The 13,007-nt window shown below is 64.9% G+C and carries 13 protein-coding genes; 6 read left to right on the top strand and 7 right to left on the bottom strand.

The window, feature by feature from the left end; translation table 11 throughout:
- Positions 1-19: 19 nt before the first annotated feature.
- Positions 20-697, bottom strand: a complete 678-nt coding sequence (purQ, locus tag SROT_RS15010; RefSeq protein WP_013139870.1) for a phosphoribosylformylglycinamidine synthase subunit PurQ — start codon at positions 695-697, stop codon at positions 20-22.
- Complete coding sequence (gene purS, locus SROT_RS15005; protein WP_013139869.1) at positions 694-936, bottom strand: phosphoribosylformylglycinamidine synthase subunit PurS; 243 nt, start codon at positions 934-936, stop codon at positions 694-696. The genes purQ and purS overlap by 4 nt, the downstream gene beginning before the upstream one ends.
- 1,285 nt (positions 937-2,221) lie before the next feature.
- On the opposite strand from purS, the gene SROT_RS16900 reads away from it, so the two are divergent.
- The 4 genes from SROT_RS16900 to SROT_RS14990 all read left to right on the top strand — a co-directional run bounded on the left by SROT_RS16900 (position 2,222) and on the right by SROT_RS14990 (position 4,993).
- A complete protein-coding gene (locus SROT_RS16900; RefSeq protein WP_245535319.1) occupies positions 2,222-3,352 on the top strand; it encodes a polymorphic toxin type 33 domain-containing protein in 1,131 nt (376 codons plus the stop codon).
- Positions 3,342-3,761 (top strand): DUF4279 domain-containing protein, encoded by a 420-nt coding sequence (locus tag SROT_RS14995; protein ID WP_083777894.1) that lies wholly within the window; start codon positions 3,342-3,344, stop codon positions 3,759-3,761. Before SROT_RS16900 ends, SROT_RS14995 begins: the two co-directional genes overlap by 11 nt.
- 129 nt (positions 3,762-3,890) lie before the next feature.
- A complete protein-coding gene (locus SROT_RS16625; protein ID WP_013139865.1) occupies positions 3,891-4,472 on the top strand; it encodes a hypothetical protein in 582 nt (193 codons plus the stop codon).
- 155 nt (positions 4,473-4,627) lie between these two features.
- Positions 4,628-4,993 (top strand): hypothetical protein, encoded by a 366-nt coding sequence (locus tag SROT_RS14990; RefSeq protein ID WP_041407410.1) that lies wholly within the window; start codon positions 4,628-4,630, stop codon positions 4,991-4,993.
- A 120-nt stretch (positions 4,994-5,113) separates the two neighbouring features.
- Here SROT_RS14990 and glpK read toward each other — a convergent pair whose 3' ends face one another.
- From glpK to SROT_RS14970, 4 genes are all read right to left on the bottom strand, one after another.
- Positions 5,114-6,631: a glycerol kinase GlpK gene (gene glpK / locus SROT_RS14985; RefSeq protein WP_013139863.1), complete on the bottom strand. Its 1,518-nt coding sequence runs from the start codon at positions 6,629-6,631 to the stop codon at positions 5,114-5,116.
- A 62-nt stretch (positions 6,632-6,693) separates the two neighbouring features.
- Positions 6,694-7,434 (bottom strand): MIP/aquaporin family protein, encoded by a 741-nt coding sequence (locus tag SROT_RS14980; RefSeq protein ID WP_013139862.1) that lies wholly within the window; start codon positions 7,432-7,434, stop codon positions 6,694-6,696.
- Positions 7,435-7,540: 106 nt separating this feature from the next.
- Complete coding sequence (locus SROT_RS14975) at positions 7,541-8,158, bottom strand: hypothetical protein (protein ID WP_013139861.1); 618 nt, start codon at positions 8,156-8,158, stop codon at positions 7,541-7,543.
- A gap of 36 nt (positions 8,159-8,194) precedes the next feature.
- The gene (locus tag SROT_RS14970; protein ID WP_013139860.1) at positions 8,195-9,166 is read right to left on the bottom strand and encodes an alpha/beta fold hydrolase; all 972 of its coding nucleotides are present in this window, start codon (positions 9,164-9,166) and stop codon (positions 8,195-8,197) included.
- 100 nt (positions 9,167-9,266) lie between these two features.
- Here SROT_RS14970 and SROT_RS14965 point away from each other — a divergent pair, with 100 nt between their 5' ends.
- Positions 9,267-10,244 (top strand): carbohydrate kinase family protein, encoded by a 978-nt coding sequence (locus SROT_RS14965; RefSeq protein ID WP_013139859.1) that lies wholly within the window; start codon positions 9,267-9,269, stop codon positions 10,242-10,244.
- A 30-nt stretch (positions 10,245-10,274) separates the two neighbouring features.
- Here the strand turns inward: SROT_RS14965 and SROT_RS14960 are convergent, their stop codons facing one another.
- Entirely contained in the window at positions 10,275-11,537 is a 1,263-nt protein-coding gene (locus SROT_RS14960; protein WP_148223469.1) for an MFS transporter, read from the bottom strand.
- Positions 11,538-11,607: 70 nt separating this feature from the next.
- Between SROT_RS14960 and SROT_RS14955 the strand changes: the two genes are divergently transcribed.
- Positions 11,608-13,005, top strand: coding sequence for a guanine deaminase (locus SROT_RS14955; RefSeq protein WP_013139857.1), 1,398 nt, complete (start codon positions 11,608-11,610; stop codon positions 13,003-13,005).
- The last annotated feature ends 2 nt before the right edge of the window (positions 13,006-13,007 follow it).

The raw sequence follows: 13,007 nt of genomic DNA, 5'->3' as shown, positions 1-13,007 counted from the left end.
TGGACCAGCGGCGCGCGGACTAAGCGGCCAGGCTCTCGACCAGACCGGCGAACATCGCCAATCCGTCCACGCTCGGCCCGCACAGCGAGTCGATGGCGTGCTCGGGATGCGGCATCAGCCCGACGACTCTGCCGTTCGCGGAGGCGACCCCGGCGATATCGCGCAGCGAGCCGTTCGGGTTGCCCTCCTGCCCCGTGTAGCGGAACACCACGCGGCCCTCGGCCTCGAGCTCGTCGAGCACCGGCTCCTGCGCCACATAGCACCCCTCCCCCGATTTCAGCGGCACCAGGATCTCCTCGCCCCGCTCGTACTGGCTCGTCCAAGACGTTCCCGCGTTCACAACCTCCAGCGTCTGGTCCCTGGCCACGAACCGCCCGTCCCGGTTGCGGGTGAGCGCCCCCGGCAGCAAGCCCGCCTCGCAGAGCACCTGGAAGCCGTTGCAGATGCCCAGCACCGGAAGCCCCTTCGCCGCCGCCTCCACCACCGAGCGGGTCACCGGCGCGAGGCTCGCGATAGCCCCGGCCCGCACATAATCGCCGTACGAGAAGCCGCCGGGCAGAATGACCGCCGCGACGCCGCGCAAATCCGCCTCCGCGTGCCAGAGCGCGACCGCTTCGCCCCCCGCCCGGCGCACCGCCCGCGCCGCGTCGGCGTCGTCCAACGTCCCCGGATACGTCACCACCCCGATCCGGGTCACGCGGTCACCTCGACGTGGAAGTCGTAGTCCTCGATGACCTCGTTGGCGAGCAGCGTCGACGCGATGTTGCGGATCTCCGCCTCGTCCGGCTCCCGGTCGAAGACCAGCTCGAAGCGCTTGCCGACCCGGACGTCGGTGGCCCCGGTGAAACCCAGCCTGCCCAGGGCGGAGATGACCGCCGCGCCCTGCGGGTCCAGCAGCTCGGCCTTCGGCATCACATGCACCACGATTTTGGCCACAGGTATCGCTCCTTCGTTTTCGGTGCGCTCAGATTAGCCGAACCCCCTCGCCCTTCGGCGGTTGCCTGACGCGCGCTGGCGCAGTCGCGCTTGCTCGCCATGGTCGGCGGCGTGCCGAAAGCTTCGAGATGCTGCATGGGTCTTTGTTTTTCGCGGTGTGGGTTCGGGGTGGTCACGGTTCGGATTTCTGTTTGCGTGTGTCGCCACGAAAACACGTAACGGGTGGTTGGGACATTTTTGTTCCGGCCAGTTTGGTCCGGAGGCTTCAACGCGAAGTGTTTCGTGTGGGATAAGAATTGAGAGGGATATGCGTCTCGGGGCCAACAGCGCTCGCAGCAGTCCGTGTCGTCGTTGGGCGGTTCTTGTCGTCGCCGCTCTCGCGCTTCCCGGACCTCTGGCGTTGGCGGACCCGGACGACGCGCCCGCGCCGCTGGCGGGCGGGGCGAACCCGATGAACGGCACCGCTGTGCCGGGGGACCTCGGGGAGCAGCATTCCCCGCGCGGGGGCATTCCCCAAGTGTTGAGCAACGCGGACCCCGAATGTCCAGAGCGCGTCGGGCCGCCCTCGTTCCCGGAGAACGACGAGCTGCCCGAGCACGGCGGCCCCGACCTCCCGCCCGAACCAACGCCGCCGCGGAAACCAGCGGCGCAGCAACCCCAGTCCGCGCCGCAAGCACCTGAGGCGCAACCCCGGCCTCGGCAGGAGACGGTCGCGCAGACCACGCCAAACGGCCCAGCATCACAACAGGGCAACACGGGCCAGCTCGCTGTTGGGGAACCTTTTGGACCCATCGACGTGGCCGGGGGCGGCGGGCACGGTCGTCGGGTCGCTCGGGTCGCTGCTCCCGCACTAAGAAAAACTTCTCGGCCTGTTGACGGGGCCAATCCGCAAGGGCTACGCTCCCGGACAGATCCGATGATCATCAGTGGGGGCGGCGCGGCCCGAAACAGTAGGCGAAAAGACCTCGGAGGACGGGCAAGCATGGGAGGGCCGGCAATGGTGGAACGGAAAACCACACCAGGCAGAGCATGGTTCGGCGTCAAAGCGCGGGCGGGGATCGTGTTGTGCCTCCTCGCCGCTATTGTTGCTGTCTTGCTCGGGACCCCGCCCGCGCCGTCCCCGACCGCCCCGAAAGCGTGGGCCGACCCGTGCCCGCCGGATTGCGGGGGGCCGACCGGCCCGACCGGACCCAGCATGCCCAATGGGCCGACCGGGCCCCAAGGCCCCCCGAACCAGCCCAGCGCCCCAGCCTCGCTCCCGCCCGTCCCCGGCTCCCAAGGCTCGGTGGCGAAGCCGAACCCGATGAACGGCACCCCCGGCCCCGGCAACCTCGGCGCCCAGCAGCAACCCCAAGGCCCCGCCAAAGCCGGCACCAACGGCGACGCCTACGGCCCCGACACGAACCAGGCCCCCCACTTCCCCGCCAACCAAGGCCCCTTCCAAAACCCCCAACAAGCACCCATCAACCGCCTCGACGGCACACCCCTCAACCAACAACCCCTCCCCGCAGGGCATCAGATCAAGATTCCTACCACCGACCCTGACCAAGACATCACCCTCGTCCTACCCCATTCCGACCAGCTCACCGGTCCCACCGATGTTGGTGACGGCGTGCAACAGTACACCAGCAAAAGCTTCGACATCCTCGTGGACGAGAGCCAAGAAGGCCTCACCAAGCTCGCGGTGACAATGAAGAACCCCTCGGCTCCCACGAGCTGCAACTTCCCCATGCGCCTCCCCGACGGCGCGAGCATCCAACCCCTCCCCCAACCCCCCGGAGCCTTCCAAGTCATAGGACCCGATGGGCAGTTCATGTCTGGAATCCAGTCTCCGGGGCTCTTCCAGCAGAACGGCACCGCCACACAAGCATCCGCCCAAGCCACCCAAGACACCTACACCCTCGCCAGCAAACCCACCACCTACCCCTCCACCATGCAGACGGAGGCCGGGCAAAACGCCAACCTGGAGCAGGCACCGCAGAAGCAAGAGCCAAAGGACCCCGGAGAATGCTCGGCGGAACTAGAAGAAGTCCAAGCCGCCATCGCAGAGAATCAAGCCCTCAAAGCAGAGCTCGCGGCCGCTGGCGGTGTCGGCTCACCAGCAGTCGCAGCAGAATTCAACAGAAGAGCCGCAGCCAACGAAGATCGTTTGCAAAAATCCGCAGCAGCACTCAAAAACTGCCGCTCTGGCGGCGGTGGCAGCGACGGGATTCGTAATCCGGCGCAAGACAAATTGCTAACCAAAGGTGATATACAAAAGCTGAAAGATGCCGGGTATGATATTCATGATTTGAAAGGTTATGGCAATGCGGCTAATCGAGATTTATACAAGGATAGAGGCGGGAATATTTACGTTAAACCAAAAGGTGGGTCCGGAGAAGGCGAATCATTGAATATCAATATAAATGACCTATGAATCTGAACTGGAGAAGTTTTTGTCGACCACTATTAAAACTATGATTGTCGTGCTCGGGAAATTCGATCCAAATATTTTTTCAAACGAAGTTTCTCTGACTCCGACACGTACTATTCGCGCGGGCGAACAGCGCGTACCGGGATTAACCTTTAACGAAGATATCTGGAGAATGGATATCGACGAACGGGAGTCGATACATCTCGAAAAAGAAATCGACCGTTTGCTCGCAGTGCTGACCCCAGTCTGCGATAAGTTTCGAGCAACAGTAGAAGCAATGGATGTTAGGGTTGAAGCTGCTTTTCAAGTGATAGTGGAAGAAGGAACGTCGTATCCATCGATATCACTGCGCCATGACCAGATCGAAAACCTGGCCATGCTTGGCATGTCGCTCGACGTTGACATCATGTAACTGGACGGGAAATCATATTGCAGTTGTCTTCCACAATTAGAACAATGATCAGAGTGACTGGCTCATTGGGCCGGATGTGTCGCAGGTTTTTAACACAACAGCGGATCGAATCTCCATTCGGAGAAAGCTATGATTAACTCGGAAAGATCTGTCATTAATTCATCTTTGCGAAAGAGAGGCATTACTGACATAGAAGCGACGAAGCTGCTGAAGAAAGAAAATCCATCGCGAGACCAAGTCGACGAGCTTCTCATCTATCTGGCTAAGTGTTATTTCAACGAGGCAGGTTTGGCTGACGAGGAGGTGGCGACCCTCCTCGTTGGCGATACGTTCCCGAGTGCGCTTGATTCCAGCCGGCTCGATGATCAAGTTTCCGAAACGCTGAGAGTGGCGCGGGCCGCAGCGCAATCAGGTGCCCCGAGCCCCGATCTCGCATCGATGATCGTGGCAAGGTTGGGGGGCGAGGAGAGTCGGCGTGGCGGGGTCGCGCTGTATTATCGTGTTATTTTGGCCAGACTGCGGGACGATCATGTCCATCCTTACGTAGCCGCGCGGATGCTCTGGTGGGCGGGGTTGCAAGAAGATGTTGACTATCACGGCTGTATTCATGCAGGAAAAGCTTTAGCAGTGCAGTGGCAGGAGAATTTGAACACTCGCGGTGATGTCGAGACGAGAATTCGTGACCTAACCAAATGGCTGAGTTGGGAATGATGGATATGCAAAGAAATTGCTACACTTCGAAAACGCGGACCGTAATTGTGAAATTTCTCCACATCGTCGTTCTTCCTGCAATGGCAATGACGATTGCCTTCGCGCCTCATACGGCTGCGGCCCCAGCTACTCGTTCGATTTGTTCGCAGGTCGGGGTGATTTCGCCGCAGTTCGCGTCGTTCAACGCAGAGGTTGGGGATCGGGATTTGGGGCAGGAGTTGCGGGATTTGGTGGAGCAGCCCACGTCAATGGACCCGTTGTGGGAGTTGCGGAATCTGGTGCGCTGGGAGGCAGACATCGTGCAGCGCGCGGCGTTGGAGGCGGAGGACGGCGGGCTGAAAGGGGCGCTGCTGGAACTGGGCGACGCGCTCACCGACGCCATCGACACCGCCGACGACCGCTCCCGCGCCCTGCTGAACTTCCCCGCGCCGATGGGCATGCAAGACCGCATGCGCAACGCTCTGGACGACATTGACCGGGGCTTCACCGGGGTCGAGAAAGTCTGCTGGCGACCCGCGTAAACCCAAGCCCCCCGGCTTTTCTGACATAGCAACCGATGGGGTCCAGGTTTGAGGACGCGCTGCCGGTCGCGGTCTCCCAGCCCGTCGTGGCAGGTCGTCTTCGCGCCGACAACGTCCGGCTCAGTCGACGTCCACCCAGCCCAAGGTGCGCTCGACGGCTTTGCGCCATCGGGCGTGCCCTGCTTCCCGCTCCTCTTCAGTGGTGGCGGGGCTCCACCGTTTCCCTTCCTGCCAGTTCTGCCGCAGGTCGTCTGTCGAGGCCCAGAAGCCGACGGCCAGCCCGGCCGCGTACGCCGCGCCGAGCGCGGTGGTTTCGGCGACCACCGGGCGCACCACGTCCACGCCGAGCACATCGGCCTGGATTTGCATGCACAGTTCGTTCGCCGTGATCCCGCCGTCGGCTTTGAGCACTTCCAGGCGCACGCCGGAGTCGCGTTCCATGGCGTCCACCACGTCCTTGCTCTGATAGCAGATCGCTTCGAGGGCGGCCCTGGCGATGTGGGCGTTGGTGTTGAACCGGGAGAGCCCGACGATGGCCCCGCGCGCGTCCGAGCGCCAGTGCGGCGCGAAGAGCCCGGAGAACGCGGGCACGAAGTAGACGCCGCCGTTGTCTTTGACCGACCGGGCCAGCGCCTCGCTTTCCTCTGCTCTGCTGATGACGCCGAGCTGGTCGCGCAGCCATTGCACCGCGGAGCCGGTCACCGCGATGGAGCCTTCGAGGGCGTAGCGCGCTGTGTCGCGGCCGAACTGGTAGCAGACCGTGGTGAGCAGACCGTTCTGCGAGCGCACAGGCGATTCGCCGGTGTTGAGCAGGAGGAAGTTGCCGGTGCCGTACGTGTTTTTCGCCTCGCCGGGCTCCAGGCACAGCTGCCCGACCATCGCGGCTTGTTGGTCGCCGAGCATCCCGGCGACCGGCACTTCGCCGAGAAACGGCCCCCGGTTGTTGGTGTGGCCGAAAAACTCCGGGTCCGAGGAGGGGCGGATCTCGGGCAGCATGGCCCTCGGCACGCCCCATATTCCGAGCAGCTCCTCGTCCCAGTCGAGCGTGTCGATGTCCATCAGCATGGTCCGCGACGCGTTCGTCACGTCGGTCAGGTGCGCGCCGCCCTCGAAGCCCCCGGTGAGCCGCCACAGCAGCCAGGTGTCGATCGTGCCGAACAGAGCTTCGCCGCGTTCGGCGTCTTGGCGCAGACCGGGGACGTTTTCCAGCAGCCAGGCGAGTTTGCCGCCCGAGAAGTACGTCGCGGGCGGTATGCCCGCTTTCTGCCGCACCACATCGCCTTTGCCGGAGCGCTCCACAGCGGCTGCCAGCCGGTCGGTGCGGGTGTCCTGCCAGACAATCGCGTTGTGATAGGGCCGCCCGGTTTTCTTGTTCCACACCACCGTCGTCTCACGCTGGTTGGTGATCCCCACGGCGGCCAGGTCCGACGCGCGCAGCCCCTTGGCGTCCAGCAAGGTCTGGGTGACCGTGCGGAACCGTTCCCAGATTTCCACGGGGTTGTGCTCCACCCAGCCTGGTCGCGGCAGGATCTGCGTGTGTTCGAGCTGGTGGCGACCCTGTTCCTTGCCTTCCCGGTCGAAGAGCATGCATCGCGTCGAGGTGGTGCCTTGGTCGACGGCGGCGACGAAGTCAGGCATGGGCTCCTCTTTTCCTTCCGGTTGCACGGGGCGGGCGGGCGCGGCTCACATCTTCCGGCGGCTCATATTTTCAGGTAGGGCAGCCATCGGCAGGCGAAGCCCGCGAGCACCGCGCCGATCATGGGCCCGATCACGCCGATGGGCGCGTATCCCCAGTCCGACGTGCCTTTGCCGGGGATGGGCAGGACTGCGTGCGCGACGCGGGCCGACAGGTCCCGCGCGGGGTTCAGGGAATACCCGGTGGGCCCCCCGAGCGCGAGACCGATCCCGATGATGAGGAAAGCCACTGGCAGCGGGCCCAGCCGGGCCGGGGTGCCCGCGAAATGGAAAATGACAAAGGCCATGGTGAAGGTCGCGATGATCTCGGTGACCATGTTCCACGGGAGGCTCCGGATGGCGGGCGTGGTGCTGAACGTCGCCAGGATGGTCTGCGGGTCGTCCGCTGTGTCGTAGTGCTGCTTGTAGGCGACCCAGGCGATGGCCGAACCGACGAACGCGCCAAGGAACTCCGCCGTCAAATAGCCGATGGCATTGCCCGCGGTGACCGGCACTCCCTGCGTGAACGTTTTCGTCCCCCGAGCGATGGTGCCCAAGGTCAGGGCGGGGTTGAGCATCGCGCCGGATTTGAAAGCCACATGCGCAGCGCAGTACACGGCCAGGCCCCATCCGAACGTCACCGCCAGCCAGGAGCCTCCCGAACCGACCGCCTTGCTCTGCGGGAGGCTGAAGTTCGCCCCCACCCCGCAGCCGAGCGACATCAGGACGGCGGTGCCGAGGAATTCAGCGAGGTAGGCGTCCAGCATCAGGCTCCTTCATCTGGTTGTGAACACCATAGTGACGGCGTCGGCGGGGGCTTCCCGCAGGGCTCTTGTTCCGGCGCTCCTGAGCGCGGCCAACCGGGCGGCCAGGTCAGCCGAGGGGTTTGACCGAGCGCGCGAAGGCTTCGCTGATGCTGGAAAGCGACTCTGGGGTCACCCCGTCGGGGAACTCCTCCGCGCTCGTGCGCACCATCCATTTGTGCTCGCCCTTGCCGAGGAAGGCGGCATACGTCAGGCTCCGTTTCGGCCCGCCCGCGGCATCCGCGCTCTGCGCGGCAACCGGGGCGGTCACCGCCACCGCCGCGGCCGGGAAATCCTCGTCGCCCCAACTCGCCCGCAGCAGCACCACGTCGCGCTCGTCCTTCGGGAGCATCTTCGCCACATATTCCGCCGACTGGTTCGCGTCCATCGTCGCGAACGGGGCGTCGTCCGGCACGTCTTTCGACAGCCGCCGCAGGCTGATGCTCACCTCAGGAGACCCGTCGAGCACAAGAACGACCCGCGAGGGCTCCGCCTTGCCGCGGTGGTAGCCCTTCGGGACGATGTAGGAGGCGCCGATTTCCGGGTCCGAAATCCGGGGGCTCACCGCCTGCCCGGCTTCGGGCTGTTCGGCGCTGGCGGGAGTTTTGTCGTGGCCTTGGGGGGCAGTGTGCGAGCCGCAGCCGCTGAGCGCGAGCACGGTTGCGAACACAGCGGGTGTTTTCTTCATACCGTCATTCTGCACGGCCCCTCAGCGTCTGTGTGCTCAGTCGGCCGATTCGGCTTCGAGGATGACGTCGCCGAGCAGTCCCGCAGCGACCATCGCCTGGTTGAAGTGGCTGGTGGTGCCGGGTTCGTTGTAACGCAAATGGGAGTGGTTGAAGGGCTGGCGGCTGTGCGAGTCGATGCTGACGAGCTCGATCTGTTCGCCCGAGCAGGCGGTGTATCGCGCTGCTCCGGTGGCCAGGCGGGCCGTGGCGGGCAGCGTGTCCGGGCTCGGCCCGAACCGCTCCAAGCTGGCCACGATGTCGCCGCGGGCTTTGAGCGCCCACACCCTCGGTTGCGACTCCCAGTCGTCCAGGGGGTTCGTCGTCCCGATGCCGGGGGAGCCGACAAGGACCAGGTCGGCGACCGGGTTGTGCTGCCACATGGCCAAACCGGCGACCAGGGAGCCGTAGGAGTGCCCGATCAAAGTGGTGTGGGCTGTGCGCCCTGCTCTGAGCTGGTCCAGCTGCGCCAAGAATCTTCGCAATGCGGGGACAGCCTCTTTGGCCCGGACGTCGGTGAGCACTGCGGAGTCTGTTTGGGGGCACCGGTAGCCCAGCCAGAACACGCCCGCGTGCCCGCGGTCTGCCTCTGAGCGGCAGGAGAGGAGTTCGTTTCCGATCTGCACGAGGGCTTTGGTCTCCATCGCCATGCTGGCGAGGCTGCGCAGGATTGTCGTGTGGTTGCCCGGCACGTAGACGCTGACATGCTCGGCCGCGGCCAGGTCGCCGACCCCGATGGCGACGAGGCTTCCCCCGCCTTCTTCTGAGGGTTCGAAGAGGAGCAGGCTCCGTTGGCCTTCGCTGCGGGCCAGTTGGGCGCGGATCGCTTCGAATTCCATGAGGCGCAGCGACGCGGATTCGTCATGCTGGGGCGAGCGGCGGTGATGGAGCACTGCGTCCCGCGCCAGACGGGTCTGGTCCTCCAAACGCTCGCGCAGCCGCGCGTCGAGCTCTGCGACAGAGTCGGCCATACGGCCACTCTATTCCGGCGAAAGTGGGCTGCGGCTCTGCTGGGGTAGCATGGCGGTGCGAATCCAACGTGCCTCATGGCAACTATCGGAAGGAAAGCCCGTGGCCATTCTCGTCTCCGCTTCCATCGCGACCGACAATCTCATGCGGTTCCCAGGGAAGTTCAGCGAGTTGTTGCTCGCGGACAATCTGCAGAAGGTCTCGCTCAGTTTCCTGGTGGACGAGCTGGAGATCCAAAAGGGCGGCGTCGGCGCGAACATTTCCTTCGCGATCGGGGTGCTCGGCGGCGATGTGGCGCTGCTCGGCTCGGTGGGCGAGGACTTCGGCGAGTACCGGGCCTGGCTGCAAGCGCACGGGGTGAACTGCGAGCACGTGTTGGTTTCGCAGACGGCGCAGACCGCGCGCTTTTTGTGCACGACCGACGAGGACATGGCGCAGATCGCCTCCTTCTACGCGGGCGCGATGGCCGAGGCGCACACGATCAGCATCGCCGACATCGTCGCGAAATCAGGCAAACCGGACCTGCTGCTGGTCGGGGCGAACGACCCGGCGGCGATGCTCCGGCACACCCAGGAGGCCCGTGAACTGGGCGTCCCGTTCGCGGCCGATCCTTCTCAACAGCTTGCCCGGATGTCCGGCGAGGACGCGAAAAAACTGGTGGAAGGCGCGCGTCTGCTGTTCACCAACGATTACGAATGGGATCTTCTGCTCAGCAAAACGGGGTGGACGCAATCGCAGGTGCACGATGTCGTCGGCACCCGCATCACGACGTTGGGAGCCGACGGCGTCGACGTGTGTTTGCACGACGGCTCGCTCGTGCATGTCGGCGCGGTGGACGAGATCAGCCGGGTGGACCCGACCGGGGTCGGCGACGCTTTCCGCGCCGGTTACCTCGTGGGGCAGACCAAGGGCCTTTCGGTGGAGCGTTCCGCCCAGCTCGGCTCGATGGTCGCGGTCCTGGTGCTGGAGTCGCCCGGCGGCGCGCAGCGTTGGACGTGGGACGAGGCTTCGGCCCTTGCCCGGATCAAGGAGGCGTACGGCGAGGTCGCGGCGCAGGAAATCGGCGCCGTCCTCGGTTAACCCGGCCGCGGCCCGGCCTCGGGCCTCGGCTCAGCCGGTCGTGTCGATCAGCGTCATGCCGGCCAGGCCTGCCGCGAGGACAGCCATGATGCCCGCCGCGCCGCCACGGCCTGCGTGGAACAGTTGCGCGCAGATCCCGAACATTGTCGGGGAAAGAAAAGCGACGGTTCGCCCGCTCACGGCGTACAAGCCGAACATTTCCCCTTCTTTGCCGGGCGGGGTGATCTCTAACAGCAAGGTGCGTGAGGCGGCGAGCGTCGGGCCGATGAAAATAGAGATCCCCAACCCGAAAGCCCAGAACGCCCCCGGGCCGGTGGAGACGAGGAGCCCGGCGGAGAACAGCAGAATCGAGGCGAGCGAGGCCCGGATGACCTGCCCTGTGCCGAAGCGGTTGTTGGCCCGTCCGCTGACCGCCGCCCCGAATGCCGCCGCGCTGCTGCTCATCGCGCCGAAGACGAGCAGGTGGCTTTGGCTGAACTCGTACTCGCTGACCGCGAGCACCGCCCCGAAGGTCGCGAACCCGACGACGCCGTCACGGAAGACTGCGCTGACCATGAGGTATTGCACCACTCGCCGGTCGAGCCGCCAGAGTTCCCGCAGATCCCTCGCGACGGTCCGGTAGGCGTCGAAGAAACCCCGAGCGGTGTCCACTTCCTTGCGTTTCGGCGCGAAGAGCAACAGGGGGAGGCTGAAAACCAGCAGCCAAACGCCGCCGAGGAGCAAGGACATCCGCACGGGAAGCCCGTCGCCCGCGGGAACGCGCAACAAGCCCCGCGTGGGCCCGTCGCCGTTCATGCAGCAGAAGAAGCTCAGTCCGAGCAGCAGGATGCCGCCGCAATACCCCATGGCCATGCCGGCGCCGGACGCGTTGCCGATGTCCCTCGGGTCGGACAGGTCCCTGAGCATCGCGTTGTACGGGATGGTGGCGAGCTCGTAGACGAGGAGACCGACGGAGAGCAGGCACAACCCCGGACAGAATTGGGCGAGTTCGGGACGGATCGTCGACATCATGAGCAGGATCGCCACAAGCATGCCGCTGAGCAGCACGAGCGCTCGATGGCGCCGGCGCCCCGCGCCGATCCACGGGCCGACGCCCGGCGCGACGAGCAACAGGGCGAGCCCGGAGGCCCCCACGCCGAGCCCCAACCAGGCGTTCGGGGACAGCGTATCGGACAAACCTGTCCCCACCTGGTTGATGAGGTACGGGCCGAAGAGGAAGGCCCAGGCGAGGACGGAGAACCCGGCTGCCCCCCAATCCCACAATCCCCATACCCAGATCAGCGAGCGGGACATGCCCGAAATCATACGGCCTGCTGCTATGCTTCTGCCAGAAAACCAACGTTGGAAGGACCCGGCTGCGCATATGAGCATTGTCCGGCGTGGCCATATCCTGCATGTTTCGAGTCGGGCCACACTCGAAACGGCCAGGGAGCACCTGATTTCCGTCGAGGACGGCGCCCTCGCCGTGGACGACGAGGGCCGGATCGCGTACAGCGGGCCGTACAGCGCGCTGCCGCACCAGTGCCGCTCGTGGGCGGTTCGCGACCATCGGCCCGGCTACCTGTTGCCGGGGTTGATCGACACGCATATCCATTTCCCGCAGGTGCATTCGACCGGTCTCTACGTCGGCGGCCAGTTGTTGGATTGGCTGGACCGGCACATTTTCCCAACGGAATCCCGCTTCGCCGACCCCAATGTCGCCGCCGACGCGGCGTGGGCGTTCTGCTCGCGCAGGATCGCGGTGGGCACGACGACGGCGTTGGTTTTCGGCAGCGCGTTCCCCGCCGCGCAGAACGCCCTGTTCGCCGCGACGCATCACCGCGGGCTGCGCATGATTTGCGGCCGGACGATTCAAACGAGTGGCCCGCCCACCGCAAAAAAACTTTTGACCAGTGAAAACGAGGCTATTTCGCTCACTCGGGAAGAGATCTCCCGCTGGCACGCGAAAGACACCGGGAATGCGGCCACGGCCCTGCTGCATGTGGCGATCACTCCGCGTTTCGCGTTGTCGGTCACTCCGAAGACGTTGGCCGAGCTGGGCGACCTCTACCACGAGGCGCGCGGGTCCGGGGTGTATTTCCAAACCCACTTCAGCGAGGACAACCGCCCTGGCGTGGGCGAGGTGGACAGCACCAAACGCCTGTTCCAGACGGATTCGTATCTGGATGTGTACGACGGGAAGTTTTTGCCGGGGTCCAGGCCGGGCGGGTTGAGCTTCCTCGGTCCGCGAGCGGTGCTCGCGCACACAGTCCACGCCACAGACGCGGAGCTGGCGAGGATCGCGCAGACCGGCACCGCGATTTCGCACTGCCCCACGTCGCAGCTTTTCTTGGGCTCGGGCACGATGCCGTGGCGCAGGACTGTGGCCAGCGGTGCGACGGTGTCCTTGGGCAGCGACATCGGCGGCGGGGACGAATGGCTGCTGACGAGGGTGCTCAACGATTGCTACAAGGTGCACATGAACGAGCAGGGCGCAGCGCAGGTCGCGCTGCACCCTGCGGAATTGCTGTACACCGCCACCGTCGCAGGGGCCAAAGCCCTGTGCCTGGACGAGCGCATCGGCAGCCTGGACTCGGGCAAAGAAGCGGACTTCCTCGTGGTGCGCACACAGGACCAGCCCTGGTTGGACGAACTGATTGAGAAGGTCGTCCCGAAGGAGCACCGCGACTTGGAGGCCGAACAGCTGCTGTTCTCGCTCATCATGGGGATGAAGGAAGAAGCGATCAGCGAGGTGTATGTGCGGGGCCGCCTGGTCTCGTGACG

Origin of the sequence: Segniliparus rotundus DSM 44985, assembly GCF_000092825.1 — a bacterium.
In the GTDB taxonomy this organism is placed as follows: Bacteria; Actinomycetota; Actinomycetes; order Mycobacteriales; family Mycobacteriaceae; genus Segniliparus; species Segniliparus rotundus.
The sequence above is the reverse complement of the archived record's forward strand: the minus strand, read 5'-3'. Positions and strand labels throughout refer to the sequence as shown.

Coding starts and splice junctions, on each gene's coding strand:
- SROT_RS14970 (WP_013139860.1), bottom strand. CDS start 9,166: ATGGCCGACTCTGTCGCAGAGCTCGACGCGCGGCTGCGCGAGCGTTTG.
- SROT_RS14955 (WP_013139857.1), top strand. CDS start 11,608: ATGAGCATTGTCCGGCGTGGCCATATCCTGCATGTTTCGAGTCGGGCC.
- SROT_RS14980 (WP_013139862.1), bottom strand. CDS start 7,434: ATGCTGGACGCCTACCTCGCTGAATTCCTCGGCACCGCCGTCCTGATG.
- SROT_RS14960 (WP_148223469.1), bottom strand. CDS start 11,537: ATGTCCCGCTCGCTGATCTGGGTATGGGGATTGTGGGATTGGGGGGCA.
- SROT_RS14975 (WP_013139861.1), bottom strand. CDS start 8,158: ATGAAGAAAACACCCGCTGTGTTCGCAACCGTGCTCGCGCTCAGCGGC.
- SROT_RS14995 (WP_083777894.1), top strand. CDS start 3,342: ATGACCTATGAATCTGAACTGGAGAAGTTTTTGTCGACCACTATTAAA.
- SROT_RS16625 (WP_013139865.1), top strand. CDS start 3,891: ATGATTAACTCGGAAAGATCTGTCATTAATTCATCTTTGCGAAAGAGA.
- glpK (WP_013139863.1), bottom strand. CDS start 6,631: ATGCCTGACTTCGTCGCCGCCGTCGACCAAGGCACCACCTCGACGCGA.